The organism is Bacillus vallismortis, assembly GCF_004116955.1.
In the GTDB taxonomy this organism is placed as follows: Bacteria; Bacillota; Bacilli; order Bacillales; family Bacillaceae; genus Bacillus; species Bacillus vallismortis.
This window is the reverse complement of record NZ_CP026362.1, coordinates 519,465-539,888: the sequence shown is the minus strand read 5'-3', so window position 1 is coordinate 539,888 and position 20,424 is coordinate 519,465. Positions and strand designations below refer to the sequence as shown.

The window sequence follows — 20,424 nt, the reverse complement described above, 5'->3', positions numbered from 1 at the left end:
GACCTTCAAGAAGAGGTCGTTTTTGTTTTTTTGATGACAATTTCCACACGCCGGTTTTCCTTCATGTGTTCGTTTGTCTTGTTATCCTTTACAGGTTTTGTATCCGCATAACCAACAGCGATAAAGCGCGTTGAGGGAAGTGTCTCCTTTGATGTGAAGTATTGAATGACTCCGCTCGCGCGTGCTGCTGAGAGTTCCCAGTTCGACGGATAACGGTAGGTCGAAATATTTCGGCTGTCTGTATGCCCCTCCACCTGAATGTCATTTGGAATGGTTTTCAGAAAAGTGGCAATATGGTGAAGAAGTGCTTCAGCGTTTTTCAGCACCTTGGCCTCACCTGATTCAAACAGCACAGACTCCTGCAGAACGAGCACGACACCGCGTTCATCCCGTTTGGCTGTCATTTGGGCCTTCAGATGGTGGTCTTCTATATATGTATTTACTTTCTTAAGAAGCTGGTCCTGCTGATCTTTTTGCTTCTTTGCATCGGCCGGGTCTGTGTCCTTTTTTACTATGGACGCTTGGTCTGGCTGGATCCCGCCGCCTTCCTTTTGGATCGATTGGACGGCCGCTTTAAATTTTTGGAGATCGATTTGGGACATGGAAAAAAGTAAAATAAAGAACACAAGGATCAAAGTGATGAGGTCCGAAAAAGTGACAATCCAGCTGGATGAAGGTTGTCTTTTTTTTCCGCTGCCATTCCTTTTTTCAAAACGTTCCCTTCTAAGCTTCATGTACAGATCCCTTTTTTGCTTTTGCTTGATTTGGCTGCTTCCGCCATTCTTCCCGGGAGCTGAAAACGACAAGCTGGCTTTCAAGGTTGCGAGGGTTTTTTCCGGATTGGATTCCGATTATGCCTTCAACCATGACCTGCTTGATGAAGATTTCACTTTCTGTTTTTTCTTCGAGCTTGGCCGCAATCGGGTTGAACACCATGTTTGCCAGCAGTGAACCGTATAAGGTTGTCAGAAGCGCAACGGCCATATTCGGTCCAAGCATGTGCGGGTCATTTAAGTTTTTAAGCATCAGCACGAGCCCGACGAGTGTTCCGATCATTCCCCATGCCGGAGCGAATTCCCCCGCTTTTTCAAACACACGCCGTCCTTTGCGATGCCGTTCCTCCATTGCCGCGATCTCTGAATCCATGACGAGCCGAATCGTTTCTTCATCCCAGCCGTCAATTGCTAAAAGCAGCCCTTTTTTCAGGAATGGATCCTTAATTTCCCGGGCCTGATCATCCAATGATAAAAGCCCCTGTTTTCGGGCGTGATCTGAAAGAGAGACAAAGGTTTTTACGAGATCTTTCACATTGTCTTCCTGGCGGATAAATGCCTGCTTTAGCACAGAGGGCGCTTTTCTCAGCTCTCTCGGCGGAAAGCTGATAAAGACAGCGGCGCAGAGCCCTCCTGTAACGATGAAGAAAGAGGTCAGATCAAGAAATGAGCGGAAACCGCTTATTCCTGATCCCGAAATAATTCCGATTACAATTATAATCGTTCCTAACACAAAACCAACAGGTGTAAGATAATCAAAACGTTTCATCATTTCTCCCCATGAAAAAAGCAAGAATTCACCTTAGAGGTGAAGCTTGCTCTCTAGTTTTTCTTATGACTTGGTTGACTGTCTTAGCTCTATGCGGTGCGGCAGTTCGACAATATGCTCGTCAACCGGCTCTTTATTCATGAGCTTCGTCAGCAGTCTCATCGCAACAGCGCCAATATCGTATGTCGGCTGAACAACTGTTGAAAGCTGCGGGCGAACCATGAGGCTTAATCTCGTATTATCAAAGCCGATAATGTCGAGATCCTCAGGAATGGATAAGCCTTGATCCTGAGCCGCATGGATAATGCCGAGTGCCATTTCATCAGTTGCGGAAAGAATGGCTGTCGGTTTGTTGTCCAGACTCATCAAATGCTGCAGCGCTTCAAGCCCGGAATCGTATGTGTAATCCCCTTCAGCGACAAATTGTTCATGAAACGGAAGGTTCGATTCTTGAAGCGCACGTTTGTAGCCCTGGAGTTTTTTCGAGCGGTTGATTGGTTCTGTCATTGGTCCGGAAACGAATGCGATGTCTGTATGTCCTTTATCAACCAAAAGCTTCACTGCATCATAAATCGCCTGTTCGTAATCGATCGCGACTGACGGTGTTTCCTCCTGCTCTTCAACAGAAGCGGCAAGTACGATAGGCACTGGTGAACGCTTAAATTCCGCAACATGCTCGTCCGTAATGTTCCCGCCCATAAACACGATGCCGTCCACTTGTTTGCCGAGCATAGTGTTTAACAGGTGCAGCTCTTTCTCCATGTTTTGGTCGGAGTTGCTCAAAATAATGTTGTATTTATACATTGTCGCGATATCTTCAATTCCGCGCGCAAGCTCTGAATAGAAAATGCTTGAGATATCGGGAATGATGACACCCACAGTTGTTGTTTTTTTGCTTGCCAGCCCTCTTGCCACCGCGTTTGGACGGTAGCCGAGACGCTCAATGGCTTCCAAGACTTTTTTCCGCGTTGTCGGTTTTACATTCGGGTTGCCGTTCACGACACGGGAAACGGTTGCCATGCTTACATTCGCTTCTCTCGCTACATCGTAGATCGTAATATTGCTCATCCTAAAACCACTCCTTTTACTGGATACACTTATCCTTATCTATAGCATAAACACTTTATGTAGAGAAATGTCACAATGTCCAAATTTATGTCGTTTATGTTTTGTAAGCGTAAGTCAGTAGTTTACATTATTTTTCATTATTCATCAAATTTAAATACTTCTCATGAAATTATACACGTTTTTATAGTTGATGAAAACGTATACTTGGATTTTATAACTAAATAAACGAGAAAACATAAAAAAAGGCCGCGTCCGCGGCCTTTTTTATTGTAATTATGCGTTGACTTTCACCATTGGTTTCAGTTCATTCAGCCAGTTTTCGAATTCAGGAATCGCCATTTGCTGCGCAGAGTCAGAAAGTGCGACTGACGGATCAGGGTGAACCTCAGCCATTACGCCGTCTGCACCGATCGCTAAAGCGGCTTTAGCTGTCGGAAGCAAGAGGTCGCGGCGGCCAGTTGAATGCGTAACATCAACAAAAACAGGCAAATGCGTTTCTTGTTTCAAAATCGGTACAGCGGAAATATCCAGTGTGTTTCTCGTTGCTGTTTCGTATGTTCTGATCCCGCGCTCACAAAGGATGATTTGGTCGTTTCCTTGTGACATGATGTATTCAGCGGCATTGATGAATTCAGAAATCGTTGCAGCAAGCCCGCGCTTCAGAAGCACCGGTTTTTTCACTGCGCCGGCCGCTTTCAGCAATTCGAAGTTTTGCATGTTGCGCGCTCCGATTTGAATGACATCAATGTAGTCCAGTGCTTCTTCGATATGAGCCGGAGTTACGATTTCACTGATCACAGCCAGATCAAATTCGTCCGCTACACGTTTTAAAATTTGCAGGCCTTCAACACCAAGGCCTTGGAAATCGTAAGGGCTCGTACGAGGCTTAAAGGCTCCTCCGCGTAAAATCTTAATTCCTTGTTTTTTCGCAGCCGCAGCCACTTCAGCCACCTGCTCGTAGCTCTCTACCGCACATGGCCCGACAATGAATCTTTGCTGGCCGTCTCCGACTTTTTCACCTTTGATATCTACAATTGTATCTTCAGGTTTTTTCTTGCGGGAGACAAGGAGGGCTTTGCTGTGGTCTTCTTCCTGAAGCTCTAGACCGGCTTTGAATATCTCTTTAAAAATGTGCTGGATGGTGGAATTTTCAAACGGGCCGTCATTGTTTTCAATGATGTTGTTTAGCATTGTGCGTTCTCTGACAGGGTCAAATCGATTGACACCCTGTGCTTCCTTCGCTTTACCAATCTCTTTTACAACATTTCCGCGTTCGTTGATTAATTTTAAAATTTGCAGATTTAATTCGTCTGCTTTCTGCCTTAAAAGCTCTAACTCTGTGTTGCTCATTTTTTTCATCCTTTCCCTGCACATTCATTTTTTATTTTGTAGTTATCATGCATCTTACTATAAGTAATTCCAAATGGAAATACTGAAATACAAAAAATTTTATAAAAACTCCTCTTTATTACCCAAACGCTTTTAAGTGATAAAGTAATCTATGTTGCTATCCTACATGATGTAAGGGCAATGTTCAAGGGTTTTTTCAAAAAAAAAGCGCCAGATTAAATCTGAAGTGCACCCCAAATTTTAGACACAGTCTAAAATTTGGAGGTGCTTTTTCTTTTGGCTAAATTTAAAAACGAAGAAAAAATCAACGCGGTCTTACGCTATATAAACGGCAACGAGAGTTTGCTTGGGATCGCAAATCATATTGGAGTGCATAAAAGGGTACTCCAATATTGGGTGAGAAAATATCAATATCACGGTGAAAAAGCGTTCTTAAAGTCATATACAAATTATCCAGTCCAATATAAACTAGACGTACTTGACTATATGAATGAACATGGGACGTCTATCTTAGAAACAGCTGCGATATTTAATTTGCCTTCTGACTCAACGCTTTGGAACTGGCAGCACGTAGTACAAACACAAGGAGCAGACGCCCTCAAAACAAAGAAAAAGGGGCGTCCGTCCATGAAAAAGAAAACAAGAAAGCAAGCACCAGCTATAGGATCAATAGAAGCATTACAGGCGGAAAACGAACGGTTGCGTATGGAGAATGAGTATTTAAAAAAGTTGAATGCCTTAGTTCAAAACAAAGAACAATCACCAAACAAGACAAAGCGCAAGTAGTCTATGATTTAAGGCATAAGTATCCGGTGAAAGCACTTCTCAGGCTCGCAGGTATCCCACGCAGCACCTACTATTACTGCGTAAAGCATTTTGATCGCCCTGATCGAGATGCCGACATAAAAAAGATGGTTCAGCTTATTTTTAAAGAACATCAAGGCCGGTATGGATACCGCCGTATTCGTGATGAACTAAAGAATCGGGGACGAAAGGTCAATCACAAGAAGGTGCAGCGCATCATGAAAGCCCTCGGACTAAAATGTATGATTCGAAAGAAGAAATATCGTTCATATAAAGGAACAAACGGCAAAGTGGCGCCTAACATTCTAGCGCGCAACTTTAAAGCTGAAAAGCCAAATGAAAAATGGGTCACGGACATGACGGAGTTCAAATTATTTGGGCAGAAGCTGTACGTATCGCCCGTATTAGATCTGTTTAATGGTGAGATCATTACCTATACGATTGGTTTAAGGCCTGTTTATTCTCTTGTTTCGGTGATGCTTGATCAGGCATTCAAGCATTTGAAAGATGGGGACAAGCCCATTATGCATTCCGACCAAGGCTGGCATTACCAAATGAAGCATTATAGGCAAGCCTTAAAAGAACGCGGGATTACACAAAGCATGTCCCGAAAAGGCAACTGTTACGATAACGCAGTGATCGAGAATTTCTTCGGCATCCTAAAGTCTGAATTTCTGTACCTAAAAGAATTTGAAAGTATCGAACACTTAAAGCAAGAACTTGAACTATATATTGACTACTACAATCAAAAACGAATAAAGGCAAAACTAAAAGGCATGAGTCCGGTACAATACCGAACTCATGCCTCAAAAACTGCCTAATGAAAACCCGTGTCTAACTTTAGGGGATCACTTCAATCTGGACGCTTTTTTCTATGACAAATGCTGCTTGATAGCCGCTTCTGTAATTTGTGAATGTGAGGTATGCCATTTTACTTCACCGTTTTGGATGACGAAAACCTGAGGGCTTTCGTGCCTTATGCCGTATGTTTCTGCGATGAAATTTGACAGCGGGCGAGCTGCTTGTACTTGAAGATAGTAAGCCGGCACATCCTCATGCTGACTTGCAAAGGCATCAAACTCATGGAATGCTGCCTGGCTGATCGGGCATGTGGTACTGTGTTTAAAGAAAACGAAAGTGTCTTCCTGTTCTGCAATCTGTTTAAATTCTTCTTCAGATTGAATAAGCTGTTTTGCCATGACTCAAGATCTTCCTTCCCTGCTTAGCGGTTGATATGCTCAGCCTGTTTTTGTGCATCTTTCAGTTCGTCTTTTACATCTTCTTTCGTTTGACGGACTTGGTCTTTTGTTTCGCCGGCCGCCTGCATCGCTTCTTCTCTCATTTCTTGCATTTCAGTTGATGAATCGCTTGTTGCAGATTTGGAACGGTCTCTTAAATCTTTCACCTTGTTCATGATTTGCCCTGACTGATCCGCTACAAGCTGCGTGATGTTCGATGTTTTGTCTTTTGCGATGCTGACATATTGCGTGCCTTTTTCTTTCGCATCCGCCGTCATTTTGTCCGTTTTGTCACGCAAAGCAACAGCTTGGTTGCCTAGATCGTCACGAAGTTCTTTTCCTGATTTTGGCGCTAGAAAAAGAGCGGTAGTGGCACCGATGATTCCTCCGATTAAAGTTCCGATTAAAAAATCTTTACTATTAATTCCATCTTTGCTCATCATTATTCCTCCTCATAGTGTTTTTTCTCTTAGAGAGTTGATTTTTTTCTTAGCTTCCATTTCTCCCACATTTCCATCGCTGCTTGGCTCCATGTGACAACTTGATTGATCTTGTCTTGATTTTCTCTTACTGATGCCGATACAGACCCCGCCGCCTGTTTCATGGATGTATTGAACTGCTGTACAGAAGTTCCCACTCCTTGAACAGCATGGACGACCGTGTTCAGCTTTTCTGATTTTTCCTGAATATCTTCAGCCAGGCGGTTGGTCTTATGTAAAAGCTCGGCTGTTTCAGTTGTGATGCCCTTCATTTGTCCCTCCAGCCCTTCGAGAGTGGATGCGACATGTTTTAGGGTGAGCTGCAGTGACTTCAATGTCTTGGACAAGTAGATCACTAATACGAGAAATGCGATTGCGATGAGGGCAACGCTTAAATAAAGAATAATAATCATCTTAAACCTCCTTGCTGCAGGATATACTGCTGTTTACCCGTTTTCTAAAATCATAAACATGTATACTGGGCTGTATACATAGTATTCTCTATTATGTAAGAAAATCCTTTAACAAGCTTATCCATCAGATAAAGAAAAAGCAGTGAGAACACTGCTTTTTATTATGCCATGACGTTTTCATAGGCTCTCATATATTTTTGGATATCTCCAGCTCCCATAAAGATGAGAACGGCTTTTTCATGAGCTTTTAAAACAGATGTATCATCTTCTTCAATGAGTTTTGCATTATGAATTTTTCCCTGCAGGTCGCCGATTGTCAGCTTTCCTGCATTCTCCCGGGCTGAGCCGAAAATATCGCATAAATACACGCAATCAGCCCCGCTCAGGCTTTCTGCGAATTGATCAAGAAATTGCTGCGTCCGTGTAAATGTATGAGGCTGGAATACCGCGACGATTTCACGATCAGGATATTTCTGTCTTGCCGCCTCAATCGTCACTTTTATTTCTGTCGGGTGATGAGCGTAATCATCAATCAGCACTTGATCCCCGAGCTGCTTTTCATTGAATCTGCGTTTGACGCCGCCGAATGATTTGAGGGCGTGCTTAATGATGCTGGAATCAATTTCTTCATAATGGCATAACGCAATGACCGCCAATGAGTTTAATACATTGTGGTGGCCGTACGCAGGAATATAAAACGTATCATAGAATGTATTGCGGACAAATACATCGAAAGTTGTCCCTTCCGTGCTTTTTACGATGTTTCTGGCTTGAAAATCATTTTCTTCCCCAGTGCCGTAATACACAACCGGGACGTTTGCATGGATTTTCGGCAGATGCTCATCGTCTCCGCAGGCAATAATGCCTTTGTTGACTTGAAGAGCCATCTCTTGAAAAGCGTCAAACACATCGTCAATGCTTGAGAAATAATCCGGGTGGTCAAAATCAATGTTCGTCATGATCGCGTAGTCAGGCTGATAGCTTAAGAAATGGCGGCGGTATTCACACGCTTCAAACACAAAGTATTCACTGTTTTCATTTCCCTGGCCTGTTCCGTCCCCGATTAAGAAAGAGGTCGGTTTTGCGTTTCGGATCACGTGAGCCAGCAGACCCGTAGTCGACGTTTTTCCGTGTGCGCCTGTAACGGCAACACTGGTGAATTTTTTCATATAGTCGCCTAAAAACTTATGATAACGTATCACCGGAATTCCTTCAGACATGGCTTTTTCAATCTCTGGATGCGTGTCTGGGAATGCGTTTCCGGCGATGACTGTCATGTCCGGTTTGATATTATCCGCGCTAAAAGGAAGAACGGTAATATTTCTTTTTTCAAGCGCTGTTTGCGTAAAAATAAATTTTTCGATATCCGATCCTTGGACAGTATATCCATTATCATGAAGTATTTGGGCAAGCGGACTCATACCGGTCCCTTTTATTCCAACAAAATGATAAACAGTCATAATTGTACCTCCAACAAACGTCTATCTGTTCCCCAGTATATGACGCTCATTTCAATTTGCGACCGCGGCGGCTGAAAAGCCACCCTTTGCGGCGTATTTTTATATGTTTTGTTATGTTCAGTATCCGGTTATTTCTATCTGATTAAACCTAGATATCAAGATTTGTCTATGCCCATCTGCTGTAAAGCGGCATAGCTGTTAAATGCTCTAAACACTATCATACCATGTTTGGTGTGAAAATGAACCTATATTATTCGTTTATTAAATCACTTGCTGTGATCAGCACCTCACGAGGCTTGCTTCCTTTTGCCTCTGAGATCATGCCTTCCGCTTCCATCATATCAATCAGCCTTGCCGCGCGATTATATCCGATTCTGAATCTTCTTTGCAGGCTTGAAGTGCTCGCGCTGTTTTGCTCAACCACAAACTCACACGCTTCGTCAAACAGTTCATCCTCTTCTTTCAGGGCTGATCCTTGTCTTACCAGCTCTTCTTGTTCAAATAAATAGGTTGGCGGCATTTGACTTCTGACATGGGAAACGACGCGGTCGATTTCGCGGTCCGATACAAAGTTTCCTTGCAAGCGGACAGGTTTTCCCGACCCGTTTTCCAAAAAGAGCATATCGCCTTTTCCAAGAAGCTTTTCCGCTCCGGCTATGTCAATGATCGTACGGGAATCAACCTGGCTTGAGACAGAGAATGCAATTCTCGTCGGGATATTCGCCTTAATCAGACCGGTAATGACATCGACTGACGGCCGCTGAGTCGCGACGAGCAGATGGATTCCGCACGCTCTGGCTTTTTGGGCGATCCGCGCAATGCTCTCTTCGACATCATTTGGAGCCACCATCATCAAATCGGCAAGCTCATCAATAACGACCACTAAATACGGCAGCTTTTCGCCCGTGTGGTGTTCCGCCGTTAATTGATTAAAGCGGTCAATGTCGCGGACACCGGAATGAGCAAATAATTCATAGCGCCGCTCCATTTCCTCAACAACCCATTTTAATGCAGCCGTAGCCGCTTTAGCATCCGTAATGACCGGGCTGACAAGGTGAGGAATTTTATTGTAAGGAGCCAGCTCTACCATTTTCGGATCAATCAGCAGCACCTTTACCTCGCTCGGGTCAGCTTTATAAAGCAGGCTGACTAAAATAGTATTGATGCATACGCTTTTTCCCGAGCCCGTAGCACCGGCAATCAAGCCATGCGGCATTTTCTTTAAGTCGATGACGACGGGATTTCCTGAGATATCCAATCCCAGTGCTGCCGTAAGCGGTGACTTGCTTGTCCTGAAAGCTGAGCTTCGAATCATCTGGCGCAGATCAACCACCTTGCTCATGCGGTTCGGAACTTCAATTCCGATCGTGTTTTTCCCCGGAATCGGCGCTTCAATCCGTATGTCTTTTGCGGACAGGCTGAGCTTAATATCATCAGACAAGTTGGTGATTTTATTCACTTTTACGCCTGGCTCAGGGTGCACTTCGAATCTTGTCACAGACGGCCCCTGGGTCACATGGACGACATTGGCGCGGACATTGAAATTTTTCAGGGTCAAATCAAGAAGCTGGCGCTGTTCTTCGATCCACGCAGTATCATCTTGAACTTGCGCTGGCGGGACATCAAGCAGTGCGACATTCGGAAACACGTAGTTGCCGCGGCGCTCCTCTGCTTTTTGCTGTTTGTGTGTATCTCTTTTCAGCATCATGACATTAAAAGGAACGGACGGACCTTTTTGAGGAGATGCGCTTCGCTCAGTACGTTTCTCCTGCATGACAGGCTTCTTTTGCGGCTCTTCTACTGCTCTATGTGTTTCGTCTGCGTGACTTTCCCGCTGGTTTTCATGGGCTGCAGCAAACGGGCTGGAACCTTGCTCCAGGCTGTCCTTCTGCACCAGTTCTGCATCGCTGTCTGGCTGAACATCTACCTTCGTGTTCTCAGCTTCTCCCGGGATGTCGTACTGATCATCTATAATGCTGTCTGATGGCTCTTGCGATTCTTTAGCAACGGTTTCTGCTTGCGTCGGAGACTCCGATGCTGTTTCCCTTTCCTCGAAGCCGGCATGCAAGAAAGGCTCTTCCTGTTGAATATCTATTTGTTCTTCTTGAACAGCGGAGGTCTCAGCAGCACCTCGCGTGATTTCGCGTTGATTCTTTACTTCGCTGTCTGACGGTTCTTCCCATACTTCACTTTCAGATACTGCCACTGTCAACTCAGGTGCTGTTTGTTCTTCATCCTGTTCAGCGCGGAAGATAAGTTCTTCTAATTTCTCAGGGTGTTTTACTGCTCGTTCTTCTTGAATCTGAACCGTCTCAGTGTCTTCAAAGCTTACTCCGCTGTTTGACGGGCTTTCCTTTCTCTCAGTCACGGTATTTGTCAGTGTCTCAGGTGCCGTTTGCTCTTTATCGGGTTCAACATCGAATAAAGACACCTCTTTTTCCGGCTGCTGAATGCCCGATTCAGACGGCCCTTTGTTATTTGACGGCTCGGCTGGGCGCTGCCCCAGCGCTTCATCACGCTCTGCAGACGTTCCGCTTAAGACACCAGAAGGCTGTTCTCCAAATTGTGCATCCGGAAAGAAAGGCCCTTCTTTTACGTGCTGTTTCTGTCTGTCTGGAGCTGGATCTGAATAGGAGCGTTCACGTTCCATTTCTTCTGACAGCAGTGTTACCTTCTCTTTTACAGATTTGTCCGATGCCTTCAATGCGTCAGAAGGCTGCTTTGGCACATCCTTTTTGACAGATGGTTTTTGATTGAATCCATATATAGGCGAAGGGATATTTGTTGGTTTAAATGGTTTCTTCGCCGGCTCTGATGTTTGATATGTATGCTGCTCGTTTTCATTTTTTTGACGGTCGTTCTGTGGGGCGGCGCTTGGACGGGGCGCGGATTGCGGTTTGTCCGATGGTGCGCGGCGCCTTCTCAGGTCATGATTGTTGTATCCGTCAGGCACGACTGGAAAACGGAACTTGCCGTTTGGGTATTCATAATATATTTTAGGATCTTCCAATCTTTTTAATTGTCCTTCGGAATGATCTACTTCTACTTCTTGTTGCTGCGGAATGTGAGCGGTTTTTGTTTCCCGTTCATCATCCTCTTTGCTCTCGCCTAAAAACAAATCAAAAAATTTATGAAGCCAACTCATAATTTATCTCTAACTCCCTTATAGTTTTCTGGGACGTTTTTTAGTATACCATTGCTTGTCTGCCCAGAAAAGATTAAGCTTTCAGCAAAACAAAGCCGCTAAACAAGGGCTTAGCGGCTTTTCACATGATTCGTTTTTTTGGGCGGATTTATGGGAGTCTAAAACTGAAATGCGTCTCCCGCCTCATGGTCTCCTTCTAACACAAGGATTCCTTTTTCAGCCGGGGCATCCGGCAAAGCGAGCTCTTTCGCCGAGCAGATCATTCCGCTTGACGGAACGCCGCGAAGCTCAGCATCCTTAATGACAAGTCCGCTCGGCATCACAGCACCGACTTTGGCAACGACCACTTTTTGCCCTTGGTCAACATTTGGTGCGCCGCAGACGATCTGAAGCGTTTCTTCTCCTACATTGACTTTACATACGCTTAATTTATCCGCATTCGGATGCTTTTCTTTTGATTCCACATATCCCACAACAAACTTCGGAGATACATCAACGACCAATGTTTCTTCAACGCCGTTTCGGTTCAGAATCTCATTCACATCTTGCACAAACGTTTCTGAGAGCGCAACAGGACCTTTTTCATCAATGGTCAAATAGGAAGACGCGTTGAAAATGTTGAAGCCTGTTGTTTCCTTTGTTTCGTTATGAAAAATTCTGACGACATCGCCATGTTTTTCATAGCTTATTTGTTCGCGTGTTACATCTTGAAGAGAGATCAGAAGCGTGTCTCCCACACCTTCATTATTATAAAATGCGTTCATAAGTAAAAATCCTTTCTAATCCTTTTTCGGACGGCTTTTCGCCAGGATAAACACCGGCTCCAGCTTTCCTTCATTGTATAAAAATGAAAGGGCTGTAATCGGAACGGTGCCGCTTGCAAAGAAGCTCATCGACATTTGCCCTAGAATATCATACCCCGATTCATTCCGGATGTCAGCAAGAATCAGAACGTCTTGATGGGGAACAGAGATCGCCAGCTCGCCTTCTGCACGCTGCTTGTATTCATTTAAAATCGCTTCGTTCAGAATCCGGCTGGCATCGTAACCGTCGTTTGCTCTGAAGAAATAAAAGTGATTGCCGGCAACTGTATCCTCTTTGACAACCGGAGGCAAGGAACGGAGATTAAATGCAGCCGTCTCTCTGATCCGCTCTTTTGTCCAGTTCTCTTTTTCAAGCATGCGCTGATCGATTAAACGATAGGTTTTCCCGAGGTCAAGCGCGTAATAAATTCTTGTCTCTGCGGTATGATCGTCATAAATAAGCGGAATATCTTCGCTGGACTTGTCCGGGAAAGAAGTCGAGCGGATCACCGGGTAAATGCGGCTTTCTTTTCCGGCCATTTCCTGAGCCTTTCCTTCCATTGCCGTCATTGCTTCTGAAACGTAGTACACAATTTCATCAATGGCTTCGTCTTTTTTCAGTTCCCATTTTGCAATAATCGGCGGCAGGTCGAGCGTAATTCCTTTTTTGGTCGTTTGATCCTCAACACGGAGAGTGTCTTTTTCTCTGTCAAACAGAAAGGAGCGATTCTCGTGCTGAAGGCGCTGTTTCAGGATATCTGACAGCTTCCTTGAGGTCATTTTCAAACCGGTGTCCTCCTTTACGCTTTAGCGAGAGAGTCTGTTAAAAACTGTTCTATTTCTTCTTTTGTTTTGCGGTCTTTGCTCACAAAACGATTCACTTCTTTCCCTTCATTAAACACGACAAAGCTTGGGATTCCGTAAATTTCCCACTCTGCACACGTATCAATGAATTTGTCTCGGTCTACGTAGTAGTATGTGAATTCAGGGAAATCCGCTTCGAGTTCAGGCAGAAAAGGCTCTACAAAACGGCAATCAGGGCACCAGTCGGCTGAAAACATAAAGACCGCCCAATCATCCTTTACCGCTTTTTCCAGCTCTTGAGTTGATTCAATTTTTTTCATTTCATATCCCTCCAGTTGTTGATGTTCTTACATGTTGGTTTATCGATACTCGTCCATTTGGATCATACCAAACTGCTTGCGGCAACACCACTTATATGCAATAAATGAATATGTAAGATTGGCTTTCCCATTATCATTATCATATTTTATTTGCATTATCAAGCTCGTTTCGTTTAACATCGTGTTCATAAGGGTAACATTTACAGATGGACATACATAAGGAGTGATTTTAGTATGGAGTTTATCGTCTACTTAGCTGGAGAAATCCACAGCAATTGGCGGGAGGAAATCAAAGAGAAAACAAAATCACTGAAGCTGCCGATTACGTTTGTCGGCCCAATGGAGAATCATGACCGCTCAGACAATATCGGAGAGGAAATTGTAGGCGTTCAGCCAAATGCCGTTTTGAAGGATGACAAAGCCTCTGACATGAACAACTTCAGAACCGCTGTCCTGATGAATAAAGCAGACTTTGTGATCGCTCTGTTTGGCGAAAAATACAAACAGTGGAACACGGCAATGGATGCCTCATATGCGATTGCAAAAGGGAAACCCCTGATTATGATCCGGCCGGAGTCGCTCCATCATCCTTTAAAAGAGCTTTCCAACAAAGCAAATATAACGGTTGAAACCGTGAACCAAGCTATCAAAGCCCTCTCCTATCTATTTGAAACAGAATAAGAAAAAAGCTTGTCGAATCCGGGCTTACGGCCCCGTTCAACAAGCTTTCACAATATCTACATATTTTCTTTAATCGCATCCACCGTCTGCTTATCACAGGCTGTCACAAGTTTGATGAGCATTTCTTTCGCAGCCGCATAGTCATCAATATGAATGATAGAAGCGTTCGTATGAATGTAGCGTGAACAAATTCCGATTACCGCTGACGGAACGCCGCTGTTCGAAATATGGACTCTGCCCGCATCCGTTCCCCCGCCGGATACAAAATATTGATACGGAATGTCATGCGTTTCCGCCATATCAAGAACAAATTCTCTCATACCGCGGTGCATGACTGTCGTTCTGTCAAGAATGCGGAGTAAAAAGCCTTTTCCAAGCTGGCCAAATTCGTTTTTGTCACCGCTCATATCGTTTGCCGGGCTGGCGTCAAGGGCGAAAAACAAGTCCGGCTTAATCAAATGGGAAGCCGTCTGCGCGCCCCTCAGCCCCACTTCTTCTTGAACGGTCGCACCCGCATAGAGCGTGTTCGGAAGTTCTTTCCCGTGCAATTCCTTCAGAAGTTCAATGCTCAAGCCGCAGCCATATCGGTTATCCCATGCCTTTGATAAAAGTTTCTTTTCATTCGCCATCGTCGTAAACGGACAGACAGGCACAATTTGCTGTCCCGGTTTGATGCCGATTTTAATAGCGTCTTCCTTATCATCCGCGCCAATATCGATCATCATGTTTTTGACATCCATCGGGCGGTTTCGTTGGGCGTCTGTCAGCAGATGCGGCGGTATGCTTGAAATCACACCCGGAACGGGCCCATTATCTGTCTGAATTTCAACTCGCTGTGCAAGCAGCACCTGGCTCCACCAGCCCCCGAGCGTCTGAAACCTGAGCAGCCCGTTGTCTGTAATTGACGTGACCATGAAGCCGACTTCGTCCATATGCCCGGCAACCATAATTCTCGGTGCGCCCTCTTGACCATGTCTGACTCCGAAAACACTTCCCAGTCTGTCCTGAACGATGTCATCGGCATATTTAGCCAGCTCTTGCTTCATAAAAGCACGAACCTGATGCTCATTGCCCGGCGCGCCGGGAAGCTGCGTCAGTGTTTGGAAAAGCGCTTTCGTTTCTTGATTCATGTTTTCCCCTCATTTCTATGTAGTCCTTTTATTTTATTCGAAAAATTCTAGTTTTCCAAGCACCGTGACTGAATCTGCTCCAACAGCCGCGTATTGCTTAACAGGATTTGGCGGTTTCTGTATAATGAAAAGTACGACCAACCAGGAGGTGCTTTATTATGAAATTGCGTCATCTTCTTTTAGGAGCAGGACTTGGCATTTGTACGGCCGTCGTTGTGAAACAGTATGTGATGAAGCCTTATATTTCTTCAGAAAAAGCGCTTCGAATCGTAAAATCCGCTTTTAAGCAACGGGGGCCGATTGACGGATCATGGATTTACACCCAGCCGGAGCCTTACAATGTGAACGGAGAAACGGTACAGGTATACAAAACCGGCATTACACGATCCGCTTTCGGAGAATTAGAGCAGTATGAAGTCATGGTGGATGCGAAAACGGGGGAAATTGTAGATGTCATTGATACAATTGCCTCCTAACACCGGACAAGCATAAAATAGAAGCCGCTGCCCACGCAGCGGCTCTTTTTATGAAATCGCGCGTATCGGTTTGTATACCGGATACCACATGGCGTCCTGCACAGCCTGTATGATGTCTTCAGGCTCTTCCGTCGCAACGCCTTCCTTAATCGCTGTTTTAGCCACTTCCACCGCAACGGTTGCCGATACAGTCCGCAAATCCTCTATCTTCGGCAGCATCGGCGCGCCAGGCACTCCGACATTGACCATACTTGCGATCGCCCGGGCACATGCTTCGAACATGCCATCAGTTATTAATTTTGATTTGGTGACAATCGTTCCAAGCCCGAGACCAGGAAAAACAAGCGCGTTGTTTGCCTGGCCGATATGGTACGTGACGCCGTCATATTCCACAGGCGCAAACGGGCTTCCTGTCGTGACAAGTGCGCGGCCTTCCGTCCATTTGATCAAATCCTGAGGTTTCGCTTCGGAAAGAGCGGTCGGATTCGACATTGGCAAAATGGCCGGCCGTTTCACATGTGAAGCCATTTCTTTAACAATTTCTTCAGTAAATGCGCCCGAAACAGTTGATGTGCCGATCAGGATCGTCGGTTTCGCCTGCCGGACCACTTCAAGGAGATCAATGCCTCCTCCTTCTCCGTTCCGCTGATAATCCTTGACCTCATCAGCCGGACGCGCGTAAGGCTTTTGGAAATCAAGAAGCTGCTCCATATCATCTGTTAACAGTCCGTTTCGGTCTATGCACCAGAAGCGGTTGAAAGATTCTTCCTCACTCAATCCTTCACGCACCAAAGCCTCGCGCAGCTGTTCAGCAATCCCGATTCCTGCCGTCCCCGCTCCGAATATGACGACTCTGTGATCTCTCAGCGGCACTTTAGACGCTTTTGCACAAGATAAAACGGCCGCCAGTGAAACCGCGCCTGTTCCTTGGATATCATCATTAAATGTACAAATTTTGTCTTTATAACGTTTCAAAATGCTGCGCGCGTTTTTCGCTCCAAAATCCTCCCAGTGCAGCAACGCATTCGGGAATGATTCTCTCGCGAGCGCAACATACTCGTCAATAAATTGGTCATAGCGTTCACCGCGCACTCTGGAATGCTGGTTGCCGACATAAAGCGGGTCGTTCAAGAGGCTCTCCTGGTTTGTCCCCGCATCTAAAACAACAGCCAGCACTCTGCTTGGATCTATGCCGGCAGCCGCCGTATAAACCGCCAGCTTGCCAATAGAAATCGCGATTCCGCCGACACCCCAGTCTCCGATTCCTAAAATTCCTTCCGCATCCGTTGCAACGATTAAATCGATTGTATCGCGTTGATCTTTATACTGTTTGAATGCTTCTCTCATACCGTCTGGGTCATCGATTGATAGGTAAAGCCCTCTTGGCTTTCTGTATTCATGGCTGTATCTCTGGATCGCCGTTCCAACTGTGGGTGTATAGACAATCGGTAGCATTTCCCCTAAGTGATCATTTAACAGGCGGTAAAACAGCGTTTCATTCCGATCATGCAGCGCGGTTAAATACACATTTTTGCTCAAATCATCAGGCTGAGCGGAATATTGTTCATACGCCCTTTTCGCCTGATCTTCAATCGTTAATACCTTTGGCGGGAGAAAGCCTTTTAACCCCAGTTCTTTTCTTTCTTCCTCAGTAAAAGCAACACCTTTGTTCAAAAAAGGAACAGAGAGTATTTCAAGGCCTCTTAATGTTGTTTGAATGTCTCCTTCGTTTGTTACTTTGAATTGTTTCACCCTGCCTCTTCCTTTCTGAGCATAATTGGTACTAGGTTTGCATTATTATCCGGAAAACATGCAGGGTAAACATGAAAATATGCTATTGCTTTATGCGCTTGACTGCATCTTTGATACTTCCATTCTCATCCCATTTCAGCGCACGGTATTGGGCATCGTGATAAAAAATAAACCAAGCGTCTTTTTCCGCCGCGAATGCCTGCCATTTCTGCTTTTGCGGGATGGAGGTCATCGGATAATCATCATAAGCCAGCACCCATAGGGGATTTTGGTGGGCGTGTGTCGGCATCAGATCAGCCATATGTACGGCGGTTTCACTCGCATCCTCGCATATAAGTACACTGTGGCCGTTGCTATGGCCCCCGGTGTGATGCAGCGTAATCCCCTCTGTGATCGTGAAGGTGTCTTCAAAGGTTTTGACTTGGCCGGCAACAGCCTCCCAGTTTTCTTTCCAGTACGTATTTTTTGACCTGATATTAGGATGGCGCATTTCATTCCACTCAACAGCTGATGCATAAATCACTGCATTCGGAAAAACTGACACGAGTTGCTCTCCTTCATATTCCGTCAAACCGCAGGCATGGTCGAAATGGAGGTGTGTCATAGCGACAGCGTCAATATCATTCACCGTTAATCCGAGTGCCGCTAATGAGGTTTTCACATTCGACTCCTGTGTCACACCATAGTTTCGTTTTTGTTTATCAGTCAGCTTGCCGGAACCAATCCCGGCGTCGACGATAATATTGAGCCCGTCCTTTTGAATGAGAATCGGATCTGTCCTTAGTTCAATCTGGTTTTTTTCATTAACTGGATATTTTTTAGACCATAGCGGCTTTGGAACAACGCCGAACATGGCGCCTCCGTCCATATGTGTCACGCCTCCGTTAAGCCAGGTCAACGTGAAATTTCCCATTTTCATTGTTTCCATTTTCATCCCTCCTGTCATCATGGTAGCAAACGGCCCATAAAAAAAACAGACTCCTGTATCAGAGTCTGTTTATGTTCTCCATTCAACCTCAGCCCGATAGATCGGCTGGCCGAGCGCTGAGAATTTTTCTTCATATTCTGTCATAATATTGCCTTCCAGATGGCTGTTATGCAGGTCGAGACTGACATATGTCAGCAGCAGGCCGTACTCAGAGAAGCTCTTCAAAGAGTACTCAAACAAGCCGCGGTTGTCCGTTTTAAAATGAATCGCTCCGCCTTTCCCCATTACTTCTTCATATTTTTTGAGGAAGTGGGAATATGTCAGACGGCGTTTTTCATGGCGTTTCTTCGGCCAAGGATCAGAAAAGTTTAAGTAAACCCGTTTGACCTCACCTGGCTCAAATACATCCGTCAACGTGTCCGCATCTATATTCAGAAGTTTTACATTTGGCACTTCACTATCTTTTACTTTTTGCACGGCTGTCACGATAACGCTTTTAAATAACTCAATTCCAATATAATTGATGTCTGGATTTTGTTTGCCCATTCCAGAAATAAATTGCCCTTTTCCTGTCCCCACCTCGATATGAATGGGATTGTCGTTGCCAAACACTGTGTTCCATTTTCCTTTATAATCAGCAGGGTTGCTGATGGCAATATTTGCGTTTTCAGCCAAAAAGTCATCAGCCCAAGGCTTGTGGCGCATTCTCATATGATTGACACCTCTATCTATTATTTCGACTAACAACATACCATGAATTAAAAAGACCCGCAAGCTCGTTTTTTTAAAGCGTGCCTGCTAAAGCTGAGTATATAAAAAAAGAGGTTCCCGTCTGTCGGAACACTCCTTTCACATGTATAAAAACGCTCTGTTTTGAACAATTTAACCCGTATGATACTGAAGGGATGTGTACCGTTATGGGTTTACATTATGAGCATCAAGTTCATTTATTAAAGGATATATTGACTGACCATCAATTGGACTGCTGCGGAACCGTTGCAGAGTACGAGCAGCTTGAACGCGTGATTAAATCGCTCATGGCAAACACCGAGCTTGATTCAAACTTCAAAAACGTGCTTGAAGATGTTTACCGCTACAGCCAATCAGGAATATCGTCCAAATCCATCGACTCACACATACAAGAGCATCAGACCAGCCTGTCTCAATGGGTAGAGCAAATGGATTCATATTCCTGATTATTCAGCGATACGTTTCATGAGTATATGCAGTTCTTCCATCGCATCATGAAATCTCTTATCATTGCCTTTTGCATGATGCCAGGCGATGAAAGTGATTGTTTCAGCTAACACATACCAAGCCATTCGTAGGCGCAGGCCCTCTGTTAGCTCAATGCCGTACATGCTCAGCCAGCTCTCCCAAGCTGGCTTTTCGACGTAGTGGTACAGCAAAGGGCCGAGATCCATCGCCGGATCGGCGATCATGGCGCCGTCCCAGTCAATTAAATACAGCTGGTTGTCTTCAGACAATAGCCAGTTATTATGATTGACATCACAATGGCAAACGACTTTCTCACCGAAATGCACTTCATGCAGATGTTCTTCTAAATACTTGATCCCTTCTTGAATCAGCGGCGAAGATTGCTGCACAGCAAATACAGCCTGCTTAAGCTGAGACAAAAGAGCCCCCGGGTTCAGCGGTTCTTTTCCAAGTCTCTTCAGCATGTCCAGCAAGGCTTTTGATGTGTGTATTTTACGAAGCAATTCAGCAACGGGCCGTTCGCTCATATCTTTTGGCTTCAGCTCTCTGCCGGTCATCCAGTGCTGGGCCGTTATCACGTCCCCATTTTCCATCCGTTTTGTCCAAACCAGCTTCGGAACAATGCCTTCGGCGGATAAAACAGCTAAAAAAGGTGAGCTATTACGTTTTAAAAAAAGCTGCTGCCCGTTATGTTTCGCATAATATGCATCTCCTGTAGCTCCTCCGGCGGGGAAGATCTCCCAATCGCTACCTAGTAATTGTCCCAACCAGTTCATATCAATGTTCAACCCATCATTTCTTAAAATATTTTAG

General features: G+C 45.0%; 22 protein-coding genes. 4 read left to right on the top strand and 18 right to left on the bottom strand.

Features of this window, described 5'->3' with window-relative positions:
• Positions 1-5: 5 nt before the first annotated feature.
• The 4 genes from motS to BV11031_RS02940 form a co-directional block, all read right to left on the bottom strand.
• Positions 6-734 (bottom strand): flagellar motor protein MotS, encoded by a 729-nt coding sequence (motS, locus tag BV11031_RS02955; protein ID WP_010329593.1) that lies wholly within the window; start codon positions 732-734, stop codon positions 6-8.
• Entirely contained in the window at positions 724-1,542 is an 819-nt protein-coding gene (gene motP / locus BV11031_RS02950; RefSeq protein WP_010329592.1) for a flagellar motor protein MotP, read from the bottom strand. The genes motS and motP overlap by 11 nt, the downstream gene beginning before the upstream one ends.
• Before the next feature lie 63 nt (positions 1,543-1,605).
• Positions 1,606-2,610, bottom strand: coding sequence for a catabolite control protein A (gene ccpA, locus BV11031_RS02945; RefSeq protein ID WP_010329591.1), 1,005 nt, complete (start codon positions 2,608-2,610; stop codon positions 1,606-1,608).
• 273 nt (positions 2,611-2,883) lie between these two features.
• A complete protein-coding gene (locus tag BV11031_RS02940; protein ID WP_010329590.1) occupies positions 2,884-3,960 on the bottom strand; it encodes a bifunctional 3-deoxy-7-phosphoheptulonate synthase/chorismate mutase in 1,077 nt (358 codons plus the stop codon).
• A gap of 276 nt (positions 3,961-4,236) precedes the next feature.
• Here BV11031_RS02940 and BV11031_RS02935 point away from each other — a divergent pair.
• Positions 4,237-5,585 (top strand): IS3 family transposase gene (locus BV11031_RS02935; protein ID WP_128568219.1). Its coding sequence is split into 2 segments (ribosomal slippage): positions 4,237-4,681 and positions 4,681-5,585, totalling 1,350 coding nucleotides; the frame shifts between segments, so codons are not numbered across the junction.
• A gap of 51 nt (positions 5,586-5,636) precedes the next feature.
• Here the strand turns inward: BV11031_RS02935 and ytxJ are convergent.
• The 9 genes from ytxJ to BV11031_RS02890 all read right to left on the bottom strand — a co-directional run bounded on the left by ytxJ (position 5,637) and on the right by BV11031_RS02890 (position 13,582).
• Positions 5,637-5,963, bottom strand: a complete 327-nt coding sequence (ytxJ, locus tag BV11031_RS02930) for a bacillithiol system redox-active protein YtxJ (RefSeq protein ID WP_010329588.1) — start codon at positions 5,961-5,963, stop codon at positions 5,637-5,639.
• A gap of 23 nt (positions 5,964-5,986) precedes the next feature.
• Positions 5,987-6,442: a YtxH domain-containing protein gene (locus BV11031_RS02925; protein ID WP_010329587.1), complete on the bottom strand. Its 456-nt coding sequence runs from the start codon at positions 6,440-6,442 to the stop codon at positions 5,987-5,989.
• Positions 6,443-6,471: 29 nt separating this feature from the next.
• Positions 6,472-6,894, bottom strand: coding sequence for a DUF948 domain-containing protein (locus BV11031_RS02920; RefSeq protein ID WP_010329586.1), 423 nt, complete (start codon positions 6,892-6,894; stop codon positions 6,472-6,474).
• 161 nt (positions 6,895-7,055) lie between these two features.
• Positions 7,056-8,354 (bottom strand): UDP-N-acetylmuramate--L-alanine ligase, encoded by a 1,299-nt coding sequence (gene murC / locus BV11031_RS02915; protein ID WP_010329585.1) that lies wholly within the window; start codon positions 8,352-8,354, stop codon positions 7,056-7,058.
• Positions 8,355-8,604: 250 nt separating this feature from the next.
• A complete protein-coding gene (locus BV11031_RS02910) occupies positions 8,605-11,499 on the bottom strand; it encodes a DNA translocase FtsK (RefSeq protein ID WP_010329584.1) in 2,895 nt (964 codons plus the stop codon).
• A 158-nt stretch (positions 11,500-11,657) separates the two neighbouring features.
• The gene (gene ytpR, locus BV11031_RS02905) at positions 11,658-12,263 is read right to left on the bottom strand and encodes a YtpR family tRNA-binding protein (RefSeq protein WP_010329583.1); all 606 of its coding nucleotides are present in this window, start codon (positions 12,261-12,263) and stop codon (positions 11,658-11,660) included.
• A 15-nt stretch (positions 12,264-12,278) separates the two neighbouring features.
• Positions 12,279-13,088: a DUF1444 domain-containing protein gene (locus tag BV11031_RS02900; RefSeq protein ID WP_026014490.1), complete on the bottom strand. Its 810-nt coding sequence runs from the start codon at positions 13,086-13,088 to the stop codon at positions 12,279-12,281.
• Positions 13,089-13,102: 14 nt separating this feature from the next.
• Positions 13,103-13,426, bottom strand: a complete 324-nt coding sequence (locus tag BV11031_RS02895; RefSeq protein ID WP_010329581.1) for a thioredoxin family protein — start codon at positions 13,424-13,426, stop codon at positions 13,103-13,105.
• Positions 13,427-13,465: 39 nt separating this feature from the next.
• Positions 13,466-13,582 (bottom strand): hypothetical protein, encoded by a 117-nt coding sequence (locus BV11031_RS02890; RefSeq protein WP_121643765.1) that lies wholly within the window; start codon positions 13,580-13,582, stop codon positions 13,466-13,468.
• A gap of 78 nt (positions 13,583-13,660) precedes the next feature.
• Between BV11031_RS02890 and BV11031_RS02885 the strand changes: the two genes are divergently transcribed.
• Positions 13,661-14,107, top strand: a complete 447-nt coding sequence (locus BV11031_RS02885; RefSeq protein WP_010329580.1) for a YtoQ family protein — start codon at positions 13,661-13,663, stop codon at positions 14,105-14,107.
• A 56-nt stretch (positions 14,108-14,163) separates the two neighbouring features.
• Here the strand turns inward: BV11031_RS02885 and BV11031_RS02880 are convergent, their stop codons facing one another.
• A complete protein-coding gene (locus BV11031_RS02880) occupies positions 14,164-15,237 on the bottom strand; it encodes a M42 family metallopeptidase (protein WP_010329579.1) in 1,074 nt (357 codons plus the stop codon).
• A gap of 158 nt (positions 15,238-15,395) precedes the next feature.
• Here BV11031_RS02880 and BV11031_RS02875 point away from each other — a divergent pair, with 158 nt between their 5' ends.
• Positions 15,396-15,713, top strand: coding sequence for a PepSY domain-containing protein (locus BV11031_RS02875; RefSeq protein ID WP_003223432.1), 318 nt, complete (start codon positions 15,396-15,398; stop codon positions 15,711-15,713).
• Positions 15,714-15,761: 48 nt separating this feature from the next.
• Here the strand turns inward: BV11031_RS02875 and BV11031_RS02870 are convergent, their stop codons facing one another.
• From BV11031_RS02870 to trmB, 3 genes are all read right to left on the bottom strand, one after another.
• Complete coding sequence (locus BV11031_RS02870) at positions 15,762-17,465, bottom strand: NAD-dependent malic enzyme (RefSeq protein WP_010329578.1); 1,704 nt, start codon at positions 17,463-17,465, stop codon at positions 15,762-15,764.
• An 82-nt stretch (positions 17,466-17,547) separates the two neighbouring features.
• A complete protein-coding gene (locus BV11031_RS02865) occupies positions 17,548-18,393 on the bottom strand; it encodes a YtnP family quorum-quenching lactonase (RefSeq protein ID WP_010329577.1) in 846 nt (281 codons plus the stop codon).
• A gap of 69 nt (positions 18,394-18,462) precedes the next feature.
• Entirely contained in the window at positions 18,463-19,104 is a 642-nt protein-coding gene (gene trmB / locus BV11031_RS02860; RefSeq protein ID WP_010329576.1) for a tRNA (guanosine(46)-N7)-methyltransferase TrmB, read from the bottom strand.
• A 206-nt stretch (positions 19,105-19,310) separates the two neighbouring features.
• On the opposite strand from trmB, the gene BV11031_RS02855 reads away from it, so the two are divergent.
• Positions 19,311-19,589 (top strand): YtzH-like family protein, encoded by a 279-nt coding sequence (locus BV11031_RS02855; RefSeq protein ID WP_010329575.1) that lies wholly within the window; start codon positions 19,311-19,313, stop codon positions 19,587-19,589.
• On the opposite strand, the gene BV11031_RS02850 is transcribed toward BV11031_RS02855, so the two are convergent.
• Positions 19,590-20,387: a phosphotransferase family protein gene (locus BV11031_RS02850; RefSeq protein WP_010329574.1), complete on the bottom strand. Its 798-nt coding sequence runs from the start codon at positions 20,385-20,387 to the stop codon at positions 19,590-19,592. It abuts the gene before it with no gap.
• Between the last annotated feature and the right edge of the window lie 37 nt (positions 20,388-20,424).

What these genes read in the sequence shown, in the direction of transcription:
- BV11031_RS02885 (WP_010329580.1), top strand. Translation starts at nt 13,661, where the DNA reads ATGGAGTTTATCGTCTACTTAGCTGGAGAAATCCACAGCAATTGGCGG.
- BV11031_RS02880 (WP_010329579.1), bottom strand. Translation starts at nt 15,237, where the DNA reads ATGAATCAAGAAACGAAAGCGCTTTTCCAAACACTGACGCAGCTTCCC.
- ytpR (WP_010329583.1), bottom strand. Translation starts at nt 12,263, where the DNA reads ATGAACGCATTTTATAATAATGAAGGTGTGGGAGACACGCTTCTGATC.
- motS (WP_010329593.1), bottom strand. Translation starts at nt 734, where the DNA reads ATGAAGCTTAGAAGGGAACGTTTTGAAAAAAGGAATGGCAGCGGAAAA.
- BV11031_RS02940 (WP_010329590.1), bottom strand. Translation starts at nt 3,960, where the DNA reads ATGAGCAACACAGAGTTAGAGCTTTTAAGGCAGAAAGCAGACGAATTA.
- trmB (WP_010329576.1), bottom strand. Translation starts at nt 19,104, where the DNA reads ATGAGAATGCGCCACAAGCCTTGGGCTGATGACTTTTTGGCTGAAAAC.
- BV11031_RS02865 (WP_010329577.1), bottom strand. Translation starts at nt 18,393, where the DNA reads ATGGAAACAATGAAAATGGGAAATTTCACGTTGACCTGGCTTAACGGA.
- ytxJ (WP_010329588.1), bottom strand. Translation starts at nt 5,963, where the DNA reads ATGGCAAAACAGCTTATTCAATCTGAAGAAGAATTTAAACAGATTGCA.
- BV11031_RS02920 (WP_010329586.1), bottom strand. Translation starts at nt 6,894, where the DNA reads ATGATTATTATTCTTTATTTAAGCGTTGCCCTCATCGCAATCGCATTT.
- BV11031_RS02850 (WP_010329574.1), bottom strand. Translation starts at nt 20,387, where the DNA reads ATGAACTGGTTGGGACAATTACTAGGTAGCGATTGGGAGATCTTCCCC.
- BV11031_RS02910 (WP_010329584.1), bottom strand. Translation starts at nt 11,499, where the DNA reads ATGAGTTGGCTTCATAAATTTTTTGATTTGTTTTTAGGCGAGAGCAAA.
- BV11031_RS02925 (WP_010329587.1), bottom strand. Translation starts at nt 6,442, where the DNA reads ATGAGCAAAGATGGAATTAATAGTAAAGATTTTTTAATCGGAACTTTA.
- BV11031_RS02855 (WP_010329575.1), top strand. Translation starts at nt 19,311, where the DNA reads ATGGGTTTACATTATGAGCATCAAGTTCATTTATTAAAGGATATATTG.
- motP (WP_010329592.1), bottom strand. Translation starts at nt 1,542, where the DNA reads ATGAAACGTTTTGATTATCTTACACCTGTTGGTTTTGTGTTAGGAACG.
- BV11031_RS02890 (WP_121643765.1), bottom strand. Translation starts at nt 13,582, where the DNA reads ATGCAAATAAAATATGATAATGATAATGGGAAAGCCAATCTTACATAT.
- BV11031_RS02875 (WP_003223432.1), top strand. Translation starts at nt 15,396, where the DNA reads ATGAAATTGCGTCATCTTCTTTTAGGAGCAGGACTTGGCATTTGTACG.
- BV11031_RS02895 (WP_010329581.1), bottom strand. Translation starts at nt 13,426, where the DNA reads ATGAAAAAAATTGAATCAACTCAAGAGCTGGAAAAAGCGGTAAAGGAT.
- ccpA (WP_010329591.1), bottom strand. Translation starts at nt 2,610, where the DNA reads ATGAGCAATATTACGATCTACGATGTAGCGAGAGAAGCGAATGTAAGC.
- murC (WP_010329585.1), bottom strand. Translation starts at nt 8,354, where the DNA reads ATGACTGTTTATCATTTTGTTGGAATAAAAGGGACCGGTATGAGTCCG.